Source organism: Streptomyces sp. NPDC057617 (assembly GCF_042800555.1).
GTDB lineage: Bacteria > Actinomycetota > Actinomycetes > Streptomycetales > Streptomycetaceae > Streptomyces.
Window position 1 is genome coordinate 143,528 of the sequence record NZ_JBHVGV010000008.1, and the last position, 15,617, is coordinate 159,144.

The 15,617-nt window shown below is 71.2% G+C and carries 16 protein-coding genes and 1 tRNA gene; 10 read left to right on the top strand and 7 right to left on the bottom strand.

Annotation, left to right across the window (positions count from 1 at the left end):
- Positions 1–18: 18 nt before the first annotated feature.
- The 3 genes from ACFU9P_RS20855 to ACFU9P_RS20865 form a co-directional block, all read right to left on the bottom strand.
- Complete coding sequence (locus ACFU9P_RS20855) at positions 19–687, bottom strand: hypothetical protein (protein WP_384082952.1); 669 nt, start codon at positions 685–687, stop codon at positions 19–21.
- A 2-nt stretch (positions 688–689) separates the two neighbouring features.
- Positions 690–830 (bottom strand): hypothetical protein, encoded by a 141-nt coding sequence (locus tag ACFU9P_RS20860; RefSeq protein WP_384082955.1) that lies wholly within the window; start codon positions 828–830, stop codon positions 690–692.
- A 177-nt stretch (positions 831–1,007) separates the two neighbouring features.
- Positions 1,008–1,092 (bottom strand) — tRNA-Leu (locus tag ACFU9P_RS20865).
- A 223-nt stretch (positions 1,093–1,315) separates the two neighbouring features.
- On the opposite strand from ACFU9P_RS20865, the gene ACFU9P_RS20870 reads away from it, so the two are divergent.
- The 3 genes from ACFU9P_RS20870 to ACFU9P_RS20880 all read left to right on the top strand — a co-directional run bounded on the left by ACFU9P_RS20870 (position 1,316) and on the right by ACFU9P_RS20880 (position 4,004).
- A complete protein-coding gene (locus ACFU9P_RS20870) occupies positions 1,316–2,641 on the top strand; it encodes a M20/M25/M40 family metallo-hydrolase (protein ID WP_376372938.1) in 1,326 nt (441 codons plus the stop codon).
- A 199-nt stretch (positions 2,642–2,840) separates the two neighbouring features.
- Positions 2,841–3,074 carry a chaplin ChpH gene (gene chpH, locus ACFU9P_RS20875; RefSeq protein ID WP_046503775.1) on the top strand — a complete coding sequence of 78 codons (234 nt, stop codon included), beginning with the start codon at positions 2,841–2,843 and terminating at the stop codon, positions 3,072–3,074.
- 138 nt (positions 3,075–3,212) lie between these two features.
- Complete coding sequence (locus ACFU9P_RS20880) at positions 3,213–4,004, top strand: chaplin family protein (protein WP_384082959.1); 792 nt, start codon at positions 3,213–3,215, stop codon at positions 4,002–4,004.
- Between the two features lie 81 nt (positions 4,005–4,085).
- Here the strand turns inward: ACFU9P_RS20880 and ACFU9P_RS20885 are convergent, their stop codons facing one another.
- Positions 4,086–4,274 (bottom strand): DUF5703 family protein, encoded by a 189-nt coding sequence (locus tag ACFU9P_RS20885; RefSeq protein WP_005319466.1) that lies wholly within the window; start codon positions 4,272–4,274, stop codon positions 4,086–4,088.
- A 47-nt stretch (positions 4,275–4,321) separates the two neighbouring features.
- On the opposite strand from ACFU9P_RS20885, the gene ACFU9P_RS20890 reads away from it, so the two are divergent.
- On the top strand, positions 4,322–4,972 hold the full coding sequence (locus ACFU9P_RS20890) for a hypothetical protein (RefSeq protein WP_046503786.1): 651 nt from the start codon (positions 4,322–4,324) through the stop codon (positions 4,970–4,972).
- Positions 4,973–5,156: 184 nt separating this feature from the next.
- On the opposite strand, the gene ACFU9P_RS20895 is transcribed toward ACFU9P_RS20890, so the two are convergent.
- Positions 5,157–7,409 carry a helix-hairpin-helix domain-containing protein gene (locus tag ACFU9P_RS20895; RefSeq protein ID WP_384082963.1) on the bottom strand — a complete coding sequence of 751 codons (2,253 nt, stop codon included), beginning with the start codon at positions 7,407–7,409 and terminating at the stop codon, positions 5,157–5,159.
- Entirely contained in the window at positions 7,406–8,389 is a 984-nt protein-coding gene (locus ACFU9P_RS20900; RefSeq protein ID WP_376372945.1) for an aldo/keto reductase, read from the bottom strand. The genes ACFU9P_RS20895 and ACFU9P_RS20900 overlap by 4 nt, the downstream gene beginning before the upstream one ends.
- A gap of 138 nt (positions 8,390–8,527) precedes the next feature.
- On the opposite strand from ACFU9P_RS20900, the gene ACFU9P_RS20905 reads away from it, so the two are divergent.
- Together ACFU9P_RS20905 and ACFU9P_RS20910 are read left to right on the top strand one after the other, a co-directional pair.
- On the top strand, positions 8,528–9,580 hold the full coding sequence (locus ACFU9P_RS20905) for an LLM class F420-dependent oxidoreductase (protein WP_384082966.1): 1,053 nt from the start codon (positions 8,528–8,530) through the stop codon (positions 9,578–9,580).
- 303 nt (positions 9,581–9,883) lie between these two features.
- Complete coding sequence (locus ACFU9P_RS20910) at positions 9,884–10,669, top strand: ferritin-like domain-containing protein (protein WP_384082969.1); 786 nt, start codon at positions 9,884–9,886, stop codon at positions 10,667–10,669.
- Between the two features lie 24 nt (positions 10,670–10,693).
- On the opposite strand, the gene ACFU9P_RS20915 is transcribed toward ACFU9P_RS20910, so the two are convergent.
- On the bottom strand, positions 10,694–11,716 hold the full coding sequence (locus tag ACFU9P_RS20915) for a magnesium and cobalt transport protein CorA (RefSeq protein ID WP_384082972.1): 1,023 nt from the start codon (positions 11,714–11,716) through the stop codon (positions 10,694–10,696).
- Positions 11,717–11,856: 140 nt separating this feature from the next.
- Between ACFU9P_RS20915 and ACFU9P_RS20920 the strand changes: the two genes are divergently transcribed.
- The 4 genes from ACFU9P_RS20920 to mshC all read left to right on the top strand — a co-directional run bounded on the left by ACFU9P_RS20920 (position 11,857) and on the right by mshC (position 15,469).
- Positions 11,857–12,543, top strand: coding sequence for a histidine phosphatase family protein (locus ACFU9P_RS20920; protein ID WP_384082975.1), 687 nt, complete (start codon positions 11,857–11,859; stop codon positions 12,541–12,543).
- Between the two features lie 175 nt (positions 12,544–12,718).
- Positions 12,719–13,309, top strand: a complete 591-nt coding sequence (locus ACFU9P_RS20925) for a DUF3090 domain-containing protein (protein WP_376372956.1) — start codon at positions 12,719–12,721, stop codon at positions 13,307–13,309.
- Positions 13,273–14,100, top strand: a complete 828-nt coding sequence (locus tag ACFU9P_RS20930; protein ID WP_384082979.1) for an SCO1664 family protein — start codon at positions 13,273–13,275, stop codon at positions 14,098–14,100. Before ACFU9P_RS20925 ends, ACFU9P_RS20930 begins: the two co-directional genes overlap by 37 nt.
- A gap of 139 nt (positions 14,101–14,239) precedes the next feature.
- Positions 14,240–15,469: a cysteine--1-D-myo-inosityl 2-amino-2-deoxy-alpha-D-glucopyranoside ligase gene (gene mshC, locus ACFU9P_RS20935; protein WP_384082982.1), complete on the top strand. Its 1,230-nt coding sequence runs from the start codon at positions 14,240–14,242 to the stop codon at positions 15,467–15,469.
- Positions 15,470–15,617 lie beyond the last annotated feature (148 nt).

Here is a 15,617-nt window from a genome sequence, read left to right on the forward strand (position 1 = left end):
TCTACCGCGCTGATCTCCTCAGGTCTGGTGGAGGCCTTCCTCCACCAGGCGGTCCGGGTATCCGAATCGCTCGCCGAGCGCGACGAACACCTCGCGCGCAGCCGTGTCGACCGGCACGGAGTACGCCTTCAAGGCGCGCAGGAACAGCCGGTAGCCGAGGTCGGCGCAGACCTGGACGACCACCTGTTCCAGCGCCGGCACCAGACCTGCCAGTGGCAGCGGGTTGTACCGCTGCCCCACCTCGTCCGCCGAGGTCAGGTCGGCGGCGACCGGACCCGTCGCCCGGAGCACGGCGGCGCGCAGCGCGTCGTCCGTCACCGGATCGGCGGCCGGCGGAACGAACCCGGGAGCGCGGCGCGACTCGGCGGAGAGCCAGGCCGATTCGATCCTCTCCAGCCAGGCCCGAGGACCGACGTCCTCCTTGCACGGGTCGAACACGTGGTCCGTGGAGCCGACCCACGCCGTCCGGATCGTCTCCTCTGGCAGTGCGGAATCCAGCAGACGCCGCACATCACGTCCCAGTTGCAGTGCCGCCGGCCGGTCCAGGTCCTTCACCGACCGCTCCGCGACCAGGACCATGGCGGAGACCGGTCCCCGCTCGACGAGGCAGTCGAGTTCCGCGGGAAGCCGATCGGCCATCTCCCCGCACTGCTCCGAGAGCCAGGAGAGACCTGTCTCGTATGCCATGTTTACTCCGGATAGGCGGTGTAGACGACCCAAGTCCTGGGCCTGGCGTGCCCCTTGGCGAACTTCAGCTCGATGTGCACGAAGTTACCGACCGCAACACCCTGCGGACCGAAGTCAACCTCTCCCTGACCGATGTCTGCCATGCCCAGCCGCCGCACAGCAACACGTCACCGCCCTGAGTGCGGCCCGGTCCACCCCGCCGCCGAGCCCGACCGCAAAGCCCCCATCTACCAAGCCTTCGGCCTTACGCTCACACACGACGCAAAAATCGGGCCGTGACCGTTGAGTCACAACCCGATTCTTCTGTGTACATAAGATCGTGTCCGAGGGGGGACTTGAACCCCCACGCCCGATAAAGGGCACTAGCACCTCAAGCTAGCGCGTCTGCCATTCCGCCACCCGGACCAGGTGTCTGCCGGGCGGCTCGGGGCCGTTCCGACGTGGGAAACCATAGCAAACATTCGGCGGTGCCCGATCACCGCTCGATGCTGTACGGGGCCGTCGGCGGCGGGCCTCGGAGGGGTGGGGTGTGTGTCGGGCGTATGTCGGCTGAGGAGCGGTCTTGGGCGCTGGGGTGGTTCGCGGGAGGATGTGGGGACCACCAGCACCGACCGTGGGAGTGAGCAGCGTGACCGAGTCGAACGCGGGCAGTACCGTCTCCGGCGAGGACGAGGTCGTAGGCCTCTGCCGTGATCTGATCCGGATCGACACCAGTAACTACGGCGACCACTCGGGACCGGGGGAGCGGGCCGCCGCCGAGTATGTGGCCGAGAAGCTCGCCGAAGTCGGCCTCGAACCGCAGATCTTCGAGTCGCACAAGGGGCGCGCCTCGACCGTCGCCCGGATCGAGGGCGAGGATCCCTCCCGGCCCGCCCTGCTCATCCATGGCCACACCGATGTCGTCCCGGCCAACGCCGACGACTGGCGCCACCACCCGTTCTCGGGCGAGATCGTGGACGGCTGTGTCTGGGGCCGGGGCGCGGTCGACATGAAGGACATGGACGCGATGACGCTCGCGGTCGTACGGGAGCGGATGCGCAGCGGCCGCAAGCCCCCGCGCGACATCGTGCTGGCGTTCCTCGCCGACGAGGAGGCGGGCGGTACGTACGGGGCGCGGTATCTCGTGGACAACCACCCGGATCTCTTCGACGGCGTCACGGAAGCGATCAGCGAGGTCGGCGGCTTCTCCTTCACCGTCAACGAGAATCTGCGGCTCTATCTGGTCGAGACCGCGCAGAAGGGCATGCACTGGATGCGTCTGACGGTCGACGGCACCGCCGGGCACGGCTCGATGACCAACAACGACAACGCCATCACCGAACTGTGCGAGGCCGTCGGCCGGCTCGGCCGCCACCAGTGGCCGGTGAGGGTGACCAAGACCGTACGGTCCTTCCTGGACGAGCTGTCCGACGCGCTCGGCACGCCGCTCGACCCCGAGGACATGGAGGCCACGCTCGCCAAGCTCGGCGGGATCGCCAAGATGATCGGGGCGACCCTGCGCAACTCCGCCGCCCCCACCATGCTCGGCGCCGGCTACAAGGTGAATGTGATCCCCGGCCAGGCGACCGCCCATGTCGACGGCCGTTTCCTGCCCGGGTACGAGGAGGAGTTCCTGGCCGACATCGACCGGATCCTCGGCCCGCGGGTCAAGCGCGAGGACGCGCACAGCGACAAGGCGCTGGAGACCAGCTTCGACGGGAAGCTGGTGGACGCCATGCAGACCGCGCTCTCCGCCGAGGACCCGATCGCGCGGGCCGTGCCGTACATGCTCTCCGGCGGCACCGACGCCAAGTCCTTCGACGACCTCGGCATCCGCGGCTTCGGTTTCGCTCCGCTCAAGCTGCCGCCCGAGCTGGACTTCGCCGGGATGTTCCACGGCGTGGACGAGCGAGTGCCGGTGGACGGGCTGAAGTTCGGCGTCCGCGTGCTCGACCGGTTCATCGACAACAGCTAGCGCGCGGCCCCTCAACAAGCCCTCAACAAGCCCCGAACAAGCCGCAGACAAGTACCGACAACCGTCAACAATCGGCAGTGCGTGCGCACTTGACTGAAAAGAGTGAATCCGACCATACGCTCGTAGCCCCATTGGTTCCTCCTCGTTACAGGTGTTGCGGCCCGCGGTTGGGGCCGTGTCTGTCAACTAGGAGGAAAAAATGATCAAGAAGATCGTCGCCGCTGCGGCTGTCACCGGCGGTCTGGTGTTCGCGGGTGCGGGCATGGCCGTCGCCGACTCGGACGCCCAGGGTGCCGCTGTGAACTCGCCCGGTGTGGTCTCGGGCAATGTCATCCAGGCGCCCATCCATGTCCCGGTGAACGTGTGCGGCAACACGATCTCCGTGATCGGGCTGCTCAACCCCGCCTTCGGCAACACCTGCATCAACAAGTGACACCGTCACTCGCACCCGTAAGGGTCTGAGCCCGAGCGGCCCCGGAGTGCGCGCCATGCACTCCGGGGCCGCTGGGCCTCCTGCCCCGGCACCGATGCCCAGGGCAGCCCCGGAAAGGCAGAAGGCAGGGATCACACAATGCGACAGGTCACGCGCAAAGGCCTGATCACCGTGGCGGCCGCGGGCGGAGTGCTCGCACTCGGCGGCGGTCACGCGCACGCGGACTCGGGAGCCGAGGGAACCGCGGCGAAATCTCCGGGCGTGCTGTCCGGGAACAATGTGCAGGTGCCGGTGCATGTCCCGGTCAATGTGTGCGGGAACACCGCGAACGTGGTCGGGGCGCTCAACCCGGCGTTCGGCAACGGCTGCGCCAACGCGGGCGGTACGTCCCCCGGCGGCTCCGGCGCGCACGGCGGCGGCCCGCACCCGCCGCAGGACAGCGGCTCCCACCCCGGCGGCTCGCAGCAGGGCGGATCGCACCCGGGCGGATCGCACACCACGCCCGCCGGCGGATCCCACGCGGAAGGCGGTTCGGCGAACTCTCCCGGGGTCGGCTCCGGCAACACGATCGAGGTGCCGATCGAGATCCCGGTGAACGCCTGCGGGAACAGCATCACCATCGGCGGCCTGCTCAACCCCGCCATGGGCAACACCTGCGCCAACGAGTCGCCCGTCACCCCGCCGGCCAAGCCCGAGCAGCCCGGAAAGCCGGTCACCCCGGTCATCCCGGCCCCGCCGGGGAAGCCGGTCCAGGTGCGCGCGATCCCGCCGTCTCCCAATACTCCCGAGACGAAGACCGTCGCACAGCCCCGGGCCACCGAGACGCTCGCCGAGACCGGTGCGGGCGCACTCGGGATCGCGATCCCGGCGGGCGCCGGGCTCCTGCTCGCGGGCAGCCTCATCTACCGCCGCGCCCGCGCCGCCGCGTAATCGAACGCGTACGGCCGGTGCGTACGGCGGTGAGTACGGACACGGGCGGGCCTCGCAACAGCGGGGCCCGCTCCGTCGCACTCACCAGGTGGCGCGTACCTGACGGATGATGCGCCGGCGCAGCCGCACCCTGCGACTGCCGTCCCGGTGGAGGCTCAGACGGTCCAATTCCCAGTGTCCGTACTCGGCATGGTCGGTCAGCAGACGGGTCGCTTCCTTGCGGGAGACCCCGCGCGGCACGTACACGTCGACAAATTCGTATTCCGGCATCGCATCTATTGTGCGGGCAGAGGCCAGGTACGGATAGCGTCTGCACTATGTCTGATGCTGCGCAGCCCACCGCTGCCGAGGTACGCGCCGCCGCCGAGGCGGTCAAGGTCGCTCTGGACCGCCACCTCGCGGCGGTCGAACACCGCACGGGTGAGGACGACCCGGCTGTCTCCGACGCGTTCAATGCCCTGGCCGTCGCGGCCGAGGTCTATGACGAGCGGCTTTACAACCGGTACGACGAAGTCACCCCCTTCGAGATCCCGGATCCGGACGACTCGCTTCCGCCGTACAAGGGTCCCGAGGAGCCGAACGCCCTCAGCGTGCTGATCCGGCGTGATTACGCGGTGGTGGAGCCGCAGCGGCTGCTCGCCCAAGCACAGCGCATCGCCGATGTGGACAGCGATACCGGCACCGGTGGCGTGGTGGGCAGCAGTGTGCATGCCGCCCTCGGGGTGCTCTTCGGTGAGTACGAACCCGACGAGATCGCGTCCCGGCACAAGGAATTCGGGCTTGAAGAGGGCGATTCCACGCTCTGGGTGTCGGCGGCGGACGATCTGCCCGAGCCGGGGGAGTGGCTGAGCGCCCCCTTCGACCAGGCCGATCCGCAACAGGTGGTCTGCCGCTTCGATGTCAGCGCGGTCTTCGACGAGGACGATCTCGACGCTGACCTCGACGACCTGGAGGAACAGGACGCCTGACCCGGCGGCCGGCGCGGAGGACGGACCCCGGGCGCGGGTCCTGTCCTCGGATCGCCGGGCTCGCCGGAAGGCTGGGCGGCTGGCACCTGTGGGTGCTGCGATCCGGTGTATGTGATCCGGTGTACGTGTGTACGTACCGCGATCCGGCCGCCCGGCGATACGAGGCACACAGGCCCCAGGGCCCCTAGGACTGAGCCGCCGGGGTCAGCAGGGCCTCTATCAGCGGGCGCAGCCGGGTGGTGCGCCGCTGGGACGGGACCGTGGCCACCGCGTGCGGCAGTGCCTGGTCCACGCCGTGGACGACCGAGAGATGGCGCTCGCCCCGGCCGAAGGCCGTATACACCCAGGGGCGGCTCAGCCCCTGGGCGGCGTCGCCGGGGAGCACCACGACCGCCGCGGGCCAGCGCATTCCCGCCGCCTGGTGCGCGGTGAGCGCCCAGCCGTGCCGCACGTCCTGCTCGACCCGCTCCCTCGGTACGGTGACCTCCCCGCCCTCGCAGTCGAGCCGCAGCCCGTCCTGACCGGCCGAGACCACCGAGCCCTGAAGCGTCCTGCCGGGCGAGGGGACATACGCGACCCTGTCTCCCGGGTCGAAGCCGCCGAACCGGCCGGGGCCCGGGGTGAGCCGCTGCTTGAGCGCCGCGTTGAGCGCGCGGGTGCCGGCCGAACCGCCATGGCCCACGGTGATCACCTGCGTCTCCGCGGGGCCCGTCCCGAAGGCGCGCGGCACCGACTCGGCGACGAGCTGGACCGTACGGTGCACCGCCTCGCCCGCGTCCCGCACCGGCACGATCACGACCTCCTTGCCGGGCGCCTCCACCTGGTTCAGCTCGCCGATGCCGATCCCGGAGACCAGCTCGCCGACCGGCCCCGGATCGGGGGTACGGGAGGCGATCTGCGGGCACGCGCGGGCGGACAGCAGATCCGCGAACACCCGGCCGGGGCCCGCCGACCACAGCACTCCGGGGTCACCGCTGAGCACCAGCCGGCTCCCGTCCGGCAGGGACTCGACGAGCAGCGCGGCCGTCTCCACATCGAGCTGCGGCGCGTCTAGCACCACCAGGAGATCGAGGGCGAACCGGCCGTCCTCGTCACGCCCCGGGCCCTCCGTACCGGTCAACAGCCCGGTTACGGTGACCGCCTCCGCGCCCAGCCTGCCGCGGCCGTTCTCGCTGTGCGCCGCGACCACGGCGCGCAGCCCGAGCGCACGGGCGGTCCCGGCCAGGGCGACCGGCTCGGCACGCGCCGCCTCGCCGCCGGTGTGCAGGACGAGTCCGTGCCCGGCGGCCGCGCGGATCAGCTCGGCGGCCGAGGGAGAGGGGGCGCTCTTCGCGGCCTCCTCCCAGGAGTCGTCCGGGCCGGTCTTGACCAGCCGCGCGAGTCCGTCGGCGAGGCTCTCCTCGGCGAGGGCGTACCGGTCGAGCCCGAGCAGGACCGGCGCTGCTTCCGACTGTGCAGGTGCGGCGGTGTCGGCGGTGTCGGTGGGTTCCTGTGGCGCCGGGTCCTCGGTGCCGTCTTCCGAATCCTCGTCGTCGTCCTGGAAGACCAGTACGGCCCCCTCGGCGAGGGCGTGCTGCACGGCCTCGTCCGGGTCGGGCACCGCGTGCTCGGTCAGTGCCCGGTGCACCGACGACACCTCCAGCGCCGTGTGGCCCTGGAGCGCGGCCCGCTCCAGCAGCCAGGCGACCAACGCGGCGGCCCGGCGCTCGTCGGCGGGGCCGCACGCCGCCCCGAGCAGCGCCCGGGCGAACCCGTCGGCCTGCTCGGGCCGTACGCCGGGCACCGCGAGCAGCCGCCACGGGTCCTCGCGCAGCGTGTCCGCCGCCTGCTCCCCGAGCGCGGTGGCGACCGGGCCGGCGAGCGCTTCCGGCGCACCGCCCTCGGTGAGGACGGCCCGTACGGCGGACACGGTGCCGGGTGCGGCGCTCCGGGGCGCCGGCCGGGGCTCGGGGGCCGGTGCCGGGGTGGGTACGGGAGTGGGCGCGGCGGGTGCGGGCGCGGGTGGCCTCAGCAGGGTCGGGTCGACCTGTGCGCCGCTCTCCACGGCCCGTACGGCGGCGAGCAGATCGGCGGCCTGCCCGCTCAGCTTGCCCCCGGCGGCGATGGGCCCGTCCCGCTCGGCCTTCCGCCGCTCGATCCGCTCCCGCAACTCCCGCTGCGCCGCCAACTCGGCGGCGGCCTCGGACAGTTCACCGCCGTCGGCGCCGGCCGCGGTGCCGCCCTCGGCCGCCTCGTCACCGGCCTCGACTGCTGCGCCGGCCGCTCCGTCCGTGTCCGAACCGGTCCCGCCCTCGTCGCCGCCGGCCTCAACTGCCGCGCCATCCGCGCCCGTACCCGTACCGACCTCGGCATCCTCCACCTCCACCGGACTGGACACAGCCGTGCCTTCGGACAGCCCGGGCTCCTTCGGGGGTGCGGTGGCGGGGTCCGTGGTCACAGCGTGCTCCAGTCCTGGTCGGGGTAGCGGTGCACCGGCGCCGACACATCGTCGAGCGCCCGGCAGATCTCGTCGGGAAGACTAAGGCTCTCCACTGACAACGCGGCCGTGAGCTGCTGTGCGTTGCGGGCGCCGATGATCGGGGCCACCACACCAGGACGGTCCCTGACCCAGGCCAGCGCCACCTCCAGCGCTGTCGTGGCCAGCCCGTCCGCCGCCGTCGCGACCGCGTCGACGATCCGGCTCGCCGCCTCGTCCAGATACGGCTCGACGAACGGCGCCATCTGCTCCGAGGCGCCCCGCGAGTCCGGCGGGGTGGTGTGCCGGTACTTCCCGGTGAGCACCCCGCGGCCCAGTGGCGACGAGGGCAGCAGGCCGACCCCCAGATCCAGCGCCGCGGGCAGCACCTCGCGCTCCACACCGCGCTGCAACAGGGAGTACTCCATCTGGGTGCTGGCCAGCCGGGTCCGTGTCCCGGGGGCGGCGAGCTGCCAGGTGGCGGCCTTCGCGAGCTGCCACCCGCAGTAGTTCGACACCCCCGCATACCGCGCCCGGCCGCTGCTCACCGCGATGTCCAGCGCGTGGAGGGTTTCCTCCAGCGGTGTCTCGGCATCGAAGGCGTGTATCTGCCACAGGTCCACATAATCAGTCCCCAGCCGCTCCAGCGACGCGTCGAGCGCGGCCAGCAGATGCCCGCGCGACCCGTCGAAGCGCCGGTACGGATCCGGCACGCTGCCGGCCTTCGTCGCGACGATCAGATCGCGGCGCGGCACCAGCCGCTCGATCAACTGCCCGAGCAGATATTCGGACTCCCCTCCGCCGTACACATCCGCCGTGTCGACGAGCGTCCCGCCCGCCTCCCAGAAGGCCTTCAACTGATCGGCGGCGTCGTGCTCGTCGGTGTCCCGCCCCCAGGTCAGGGTGCCGAGCCCGATCCGGGACACACGCAGGCCGGTACGGCCGAGATGCCTCTGCTCCATGGCTGCTGAGATTACTGGCCAGGGCCCCACGCGGAGGGAGCCTGTGGACAACCCGCCCCTGACGGAAGCCCGTATGGCGCGCTAGAGTCCCCGGCAAGGGACGTTACTCATCAGTAGTTCAGCAGTGAGGGAGTGGCTATGCGGCTCGGCATCAACCTCGGGTACTGGGGCGCGGGGATGGACGGCGACAACCTCGCCGTCGCGCAGGAGGCCGACCGCCTCGGCTACGACGTGTGCTGGGCCGCCGAGGCGTACGGTTCCGATGCCCCGACCGTGCTGAGCTGGGTCGCCGCACGGACGGAGAGCATCGACGTCGGCTCCGCGATCCTCCAGATCCCGGCCCGCCAGCCCGCCATGACCGCCATGACCGCGGCCACCCTCGACTCCCTCTCCGGCGGCCGGTTCCGGCTCGGCCTCGGTGTGTCGGGTCCTCAGGTCTCCGAGGGCTGGTACGGCGTGAAGTTCGACAAGCCCCTCGCCCGCACCCGGGAATACGTGGAGATCGTCCGCCGGGCCATGTCCCGCGAGCGGCTGTCGTTCGAGGGCGAGCACTGGACGCTGCCGCTGCCCGGCGGCCCCGGCAAGCCGCTCAAGCTCACCGTGCACCCGGAGCGCGAGCACATCCCGCTCTACATCGCCGCGATCGGCCCCAGGAATCTGGAGCAGACCGGCGAGATCGCCGACGGCGCCCTGCTGATCTTCCCGTCCGCCGAGCATCTTGAGGACACCGCGATCAGGCATCTGCGGGCGGGCCGTGAGAAGGCCGGACTGACCATGGACGGCTTCGACGTCTGCCCGACCGTGCCGCTCGCGGTCGGCGAGGACATCCACGCGCTGGCCGACACCTTCCGCCCGTACACCGCGCTGTACGTCGGCGGCATGGGCAGCCGCAAGCAGAACTTCTACAACCAGCTCGCCCGCCGCATGGGGTACGAGAAGGAGGCCGCCGCGATCCAGGACGCGTATCTCTCGGGCGACAAGGAGGGCGCGGCGGCGGCCGTTCCGCACGAGCTGATCGACTCGACGACGCTGCTCGGCCCGGTGGAGCGGATCGCGGACCGGATGCAGGCCTATGCCGCCGCCGGTGTCACCACGCTGACCCTCGCGCCGGCCGGCTTCACGCTCGACGAGCGCCTCGCGGCTCTCCGCGCCGGTACGGACGCCCTGGAGCGCGCGGGCCTGGTGTCCTGACCCGTACGAGCACCAAGCGCACGTACGAGCACGACATACGAGCACAGGGCCGGCCCGTACGAGCCCGGAGGGGCCGACTCGTACGGCCGGGGGACTTCTGAAGACTGCGGCCGTGGTGGGGGCTCGGGGGGTCTTCCCCGCCACGGCCGTCATGTACGACAACGCCTCGGCCCCCCACTCGGTTACGCGCCGACCCGCCTTGGCGCTCCTTCTTTCGGCTCAGCCGAACGGCGCACCTGTTGCCTGTTGCCCCGCACCCCATTTGACTCGGTTTCTGCGGATGTCTGTATGGAGGTGGCAGTGATGCTCTCGGCCCGAGGCCTGTTCCAGGAGATCCTGGACGACGACCGTACCTTCCGGCTGTTCTGCTCCATCGCGGCCAGCGGAGAGGCACAGGGCGGCTGGGAGAACGGCCGGATCGCCGCACTGGTGCCCGAGTCCATGCGGGATCTCGCCCCGAAGATCGCCCGGCACGGCGCCGACGAGGACAAGCACGGGCGCATTTTCCACGCCCTCCTGAAGAAGCGCGGCCTTGAGCCGGTCGAGGTCCCGCGCGAGACCGACTACACCATGCTGCTGGAGCGCCGGGGCATCGGGCTCACCCACGCCAAGCTGCGACGCGACGAGCAGCTCACCGAGGCGGACATCGTCATCTACCTCTCCCACAGCCGGATCACCGAGCAGCGGGCCGCCGACCAGATGGTGATGCTGGTCAAGTACTTCGGCGACCACCCCGAGGTGGGCAGGGCCGTCAGGATGATCAGCAACGACGAGGACAACCATCTCGCCTACTGCCACGAGGAACTGCTCCGGCTGGCCAGGGAGGGCCACGCCAGGACCATCCATCGCACCCTGCGGGAGTGCGCGATGGCCGAGATCGAGGTCTACCGGCGGGTGAGCCTCGCGGTGATGGAGCGGATGGGCAGGATCCTCGACTGGCCGCCGCCCAAGGCCGCGCTGCTCGCCGCCGGGATCAACGGGGTGTACACGTACGAACGGGTGCTCGGCCGGCACCGGATGGTCCGCCTCAGGATGCCGGAGCGCCGGGACGCCCTCGGCGGCCCCGCGGCTACGGTCCCGGTCCTCTAGTCCGCCCCAGGCCCCAAGCACAACTCACAGCCAGCCCCTCCGCTTGAACTGCCGGTGCAGCGCCGCCACCACGATAGCCATGAACACGATCACCGCGGGATAGCCCCACATGTACCCCAGCTCCGGCATGTACTCGAAGTTCATGCCGTAGATCCCCGCGACCAGCGTCGGCACCGCAGCCATGGCCGCCCACGCCGAGATCTTCCGCATGTCGTCGTTCTGCCGTACCCCCATCTGCGCGAGATGGGCCGACAGGATGTCCGAGAGCAGCCGGTCCAGCCCCTCCACCAGTTCGTTGGCGTGCAGCAGATGGTCGTTGACGTCCCGGAAGAACGGCTGCGAGTGGTCATGGACGAAAGGCACGCCCGCGGCGGCCAGCCGGGCCATCGGCGCCGCCAGCGGCCCGCTCGCGCGGCGGAACTCCAGGACCTGCCGCTTGAAGTTGTAGATCCGCGCCGCCGTCGAGGACCCGGACTCCGCCCGCGACGCCCGGCGTTCGCTGTCGCTCCCGCTCGGGGCGAAGACGTCCGCTTCCAGCTCCTCCAGGTCGACCTGAAGCTCCCCCGCGACCTCGATGTAGTTGTCCACGACCGTGTCGCTGACCGCGTACATCACCGCGGTGGGGCCGTGCTTGAGCACCTCCGGCTCCGCTTCGAGCCGCTGCCGTACGGCGCTGAGCGCCGCGCCCTCGCCGTGCCGGACCGTCACCACGAAGGAGTCGCCTATGAAGACCATCAGTTCACCGGTCGAGACGATGTCGCTCTCCGGCTCGTAATCCACCGGCTTGAGGACCATGAACAGCGAGTCGTCGTAGACCTCCAGCTTGGGCCGCTGGTGCGCGTGCAGAGCGTCCTCCACGGCCAGCGGGTGCAGTCCGAACTCGTCGCGTACGAGGTCGAACTCGTGCGGGGTCGGATCGTGCAGGCCGATCCACAGGAAGGCGTCGCCCTCGGCGCGCGCCTCGTCAAGGGCGTCCGAGAAGTCGGCGGGTCCCTCGGTCCGGCGTCCGCCCCGGTAAATGGCACAGTCCACGATCACGGCGGGCATTCTTCCCGGTCCTGGCCCGGACCGCATCCCCGGCCGCGTCCCGGCCGTATCCCCAGGCCGTGTCCTCAGAGGCCGGCCGGCCGTGCCCCATGCGCCGACCGGCCGCTGCGCCCCGCACCCACCGGCATACCCTGGCGGGCATGGCCATGTTGATCCTCGTACGTCATGGACGCTCCACCGCCAACACCGCGGGCGTGCTCGCGGGCTGGACGCCGGGGGTCGCCCTCGACGAGCGCGGTGCCGCGCAGGCCGCCGCGCTGCCGGGCCGGCTCGCCGGAGTGCCGCTCGCCGCCGTCGTCACCAGCCCGCTCCAGCGCTGCCGCGAGACGCTTCAGCCGCTGCTCGACGCCCGGCCCGGGCTGGAGGCGCGGACCGACGAGCGGATCGGCGAGTGCCACTACGGCGACTGGTCGGGCCGCAAGCTGGCCGAGCTGGCGGACGAGCCGCTGATGACCGTCGTACAGCAGCACCCCTCCGCCGCCGCGTTCCCCGGCGGCGAATCCATGCGCGCCATGCAGACGCGCGCCGTGGAGGCCGTACGGGAGTGGAACGCGCGGGTCGAGGAGGAGCACGGCGAGGACGCCGTCTTCCTGATGTGCTCCCACGGGGACATCATCAAGGCGCTCGTGGCGGACGCCCTGGGGATGCATCTCGACCTCTTCCAGCGCATCCATGTGGACCCCTGCTCGGTGACCGCCATCCGGTACACGCGCCTGCGCCCCTTCCTGGTCCGGCTCGGCGACACGGGGGATCTCGCCGGACTGGCGCCCCGTGAGAACAGCGGCGGCGGCAGCGGTGTTGTGGGGGGCGGCGCGGGAGCACCGTGATCGCTCCGCGCAGTAGGGTGGACGCGCCGTCCGCGCGATCCAGGGGCCGTCCCCGGACCCCGGTTCCGCCCTCTGCTGTTGATCTGTATCCGTCACGCCATACCCGTTACGCCATATTCCGTCACCGAATCCGTCACTGCCTGTCAGTGCCGGTCGATTTCCAAGGGAGCAGGACGTGTCCCGTCAGGTGTTCCTCTACGATCCGCCGGACCGCTTCGTGGCCGGTACGGTCGGGCTGCCTGGACGCCGTACGTTCTTCCTCCAGGCTTCCGCCGGGGGCCGCGTCACCAGCGTCGCCCTGGAGAAGACCCAGGTGGCCGCGCTCGCCGAGCGGATCGACGAACTGCTCGACGAGGTTGTACGCCGCACCGGGGGGAACGCCCCCGTACCGGTCATGGCGCCCCCCGAGATCTCCGACTCCGCCCCGCTGGACGCCCCCGTCGAGGAGGAGTTCCGGGTCGGCACCATGGCGCTGGCCTGGGACGGCGACGAGCAGCGCATGATCGTCGAGGCCCAGGCCCTTGTCGAGCTGGACGCCGACACCGAGGAGGACCTCGCGGAGGCCGAGGAGCGGCTGCTCCAGGACGAGGAGAACGGTCCGCCGATGCTCCGCGTCCGGCTCTCCGGCGCCCAGGCCAGGGCCTTCGCCAAGCGCGCCCTGGACGTGGTCAACGCGGGCCGGCCGCCGTGTCCGCTGTGCAGTCTGCCGCTCGATCCGGAAGGACATGTATGCCCGCGCCAGAACGGATACCGCCGCGGAGCGTGACCGTTGCCGATCTGCTCGCCAAGGGCGAGCTGACCGTGCGCGGACAGATCCGTGAGGCGTCCAACGCGGTGCTCTACTGCTCCGTCTCGTACGACGGCGAGGAAGCCCACTGCGTCTACAAGCCGGTCGCGGGGGAGCGGCCCCTGTGGGACTTCCCCGACGGCACGCTCGCCCAGCGCGAGGTCGCCGCGTACGAGGTCTCCGAGGCGACCGGCTGGGCCCTGGTGCCGCCGACCGTGCTGCGGGACGGCCCGTACGGACAGGGCATGTGCCAGCTCTGGATCGAGTCCGAGGAGGAGGGGGCGGCCCCGCCGCTGCTGGCCCTGGTCGAGGGCGAGGAGCCGGACGACGGCTGGAAGGCGGTCGGCTTCGCCGAGGTCGGCGAGGGGCGTACGGCGCTGCTGGTGCACGCCGACGACGAGCGGCTGCGCCGGCTCGCGGTGCTCGACGCGGTCATCAACAACGGCGACCGCAAGGGCGGACATCTGCTGTCCGCCGCCGGGGGGAAGCTGTACGGCATTGACCACGGTGTCACCTTCAATGTGGACGACAAGCTGCGCACCCTGCTGTGGGGCTGGGCCGGCGATCCGCTGCCCGCGGAGGTCCTCGAAGTGCTCGCGCGGCTGGAGGACGCCCTGGCGGAGTCGGCGCCCCTCGCCACCCGGCTGGCCGAACTCATCACGGCGGCCGAGACCGACGCCGTACGGGCCCGGGTCCGCGAGCTGCTCCGTACCGGCCGGCACCCGCAGCCCTCGGGCCAGTGGCCGGCGATCCCCTGGCCACCCGTGTAGGCCGAGCCCGGTCCCGTCCGGCGCGCGTATCTCCCGGACGGCACAAGCATGTTCCGGCCCGGGGCGCAAGAGGCCCGGCCGGCCACGGGGGCACCCATCCGGTTCGTATCCGGAACTTCCATCCGGTTACGCTCATGGCATGTATGCCTGGCCCGCTTCCGAGGTCCCCGCCCTGCCTGGCAGTGGCCGCGACCTCAGGATTCACGACACCTCGACCAATGGCCGAGTCACCCTCGAGCCCGGTCCCGTCGCCCGTATCTACGTCTGCGGCATCACCCCGTACGACGCGACCCACATGGGTCACGCGGCGACCTACAACGCGTTCGACCTCGTTCAGCGCGTGTGGCTCGACACGAAGCGGCAGGTTCAGTACGTCCAGAACGTGACGGATGTCGACGATCCGCTGCTGGAGCGGGCGCGGCGCGACGGAGTGGACTGGACCGGGCTCGCGGAGCGCGAGACGGCGCTCTTCCGGGAGGACATGACCGCGCTGCGGATGCTGCCGCCCCAGCACTACATCGGCGCGGTCGAGGCGATACCGGGCATCGTGCCGCTGGTGGAGCGGCTGCGTGACGCCGGGGCGGCGTACGAACTCGACGGCGACATCTACTTCTCGGTGGCGGCCGACCCGCACTTCGGCGAGGTCTCCCGGCTCGACGCCGAGGCCATGCGGCTGCTGTCGGCGGAGCGCGGCGGCGACCCCGACAGGCCGGGCAAGAAGAACCCCCTCGACCCGGTCCTCTGGCTGGCAGCCCGCCCGGGCGAGCCGAGCTGGGACGGGGGCACCCTGGGCCACGGCAGGCCCGGCTGGCACATCGAGTGCGTGGCCATTGCCCTCGACCACCTCGGGATGGGCTTCGACGTCCAGGGCGGCGGCAGCGATCTGACCTTCCCGCACCACGAGATGGGCGCCTCGCACGCCCAGGCGCTGACCGGCGAGCACCCCTTCGCGCGCACCTATGTGCACGCCGGGATGGTCGCCCTCAACGGCGAGAAAATGTCCAAATCCAAGGGCAATCTCGTCTTCGTGTCCACGCTGCGCCGTGAGGGCGTGGACCCGGCGGCGATCCGGCTCGCGCTGCTCGCGCACCACTACCGCTCCGACTGGGAGTGGACCGACGAGGTCCTCCAGGAGGCCGAGGAACGGCTGGGGCGCTGGCGGGCCGCGGTGTCGAGACCTGACGGACCGGCGGCCGAGGGGCTGCTCGAAGAGATCCGCGAGGCGCTGGCGGACGATCTGGACGCCCCGGCGGCGCTGGCGGCGGTCGACCGCTGGGCGGCGCTCCAGGACTCCACGGGCGGTACGGACGAGGGGGCGCCCGGCGTGGTCTCGCGGGCGGTCGACGCGCTGCTGGGAGTCGCGCTCTAGAAGCACTCCAGGCCTGATCCAGGCCTGATCCAGGAGTGGTCAAGAACCGCTCCGGGCGTACGGAGCACGAAGCCGCCGGACGCGGGCTTCTGAACGTACGGAGCCGCCGGACGCAGGCCTCGGCCTCTCGACGCGGGTCTCCGGACGC

Coding starts and splice junctions, on each gene's coding strand:
- ACFU9P_RS20915 (WP_384082972.1), bottom strand. CDS start 11,716: ATGCCCGCCGTGATCGTGGACTGTGCCATTTACCGGGGCGGACGCCGG.
- ACFU9P_RS20855 (WP_384082952.1), bottom strand. CDS start 687: ATGGCATACGAGACAGGTCTCTCCTGGCTCTCGGAGCAGTGCGGGGAG.
- ACFU9P_RS20930 (WP_384082979.1), top strand. CDS start 13,273: ATGCCCGCGCCAGAACGGATACCGCCGCGGAGCGTGACCGTTGCCGAT.
- ACFU9P_RS20910 (WP_384082969.1), top strand. CDS start 9,884: ATGCTCTCGGCCCGAGGCCTGTTCCAGGAGATCCTGGACGACGACCGT.
- ACFU9P_RS20920 (WP_384082975.1), top strand. CDS start 11,857: ATGGCCATGTTGATCCTCGTACGTCATGGACGCTCCACCGCCAACACC.
- ACFU9P_RS20860 (WP_384082955.1), bottom strand. CDS start 830: ATGGCAGACATCGGTCAGGGAGAGGTTGACTTCGGTCCGCAGGGTGTT.
- ACFU9P_RS20880 (WP_384082959.1), top strand. CDS start 3,213: ATGCGACAGGTCACGCGCAAAGGCCTGATCACCGTGGCGGCCGCGGGC.
- ACFU9P_RS20885 (WP_005319466.1), bottom strand. CDS start 4,274: ATGCCGGAATACGAATTTGTCGACGTGTACGTGCCGCGCGGGGTCTCC.
- mshC (WP_384082982.1), top strand. CDS start 14,240: ATGTATGCCTGGCCCGCTTCCGAGGTCCCCGCCCTGCCTGGCAGTGGC.
- ACFU9P_RS20890 (WP_046503786.1), top strand. CDS start 4,322: ATGTCTGATGCTGCGCAGCCCACCGCTGCCGAGGTACGCGCCGCCGCC.
- chpH (WP_046503775.1), top strand. CDS start 2,841: ATGATCAAGAAGATCGTCGCCGCTGCGGCTGTCACCGGCGGTCTGGTG.
- ACFU9P_RS20900 (WP_376372945.1), bottom strand. CDS start 8,389: ATGGAGCAGAGGCATCTCGGCCGTACCGGCCTGCGTGTGTCCCGGATC.
- ACFU9P_RS20905 (WP_384082966.1), top strand. CDS start 8,528: ATGCGGCTCGGCATCAACCTCGGGTACTGGGGCGCGGGGATGGACGGC.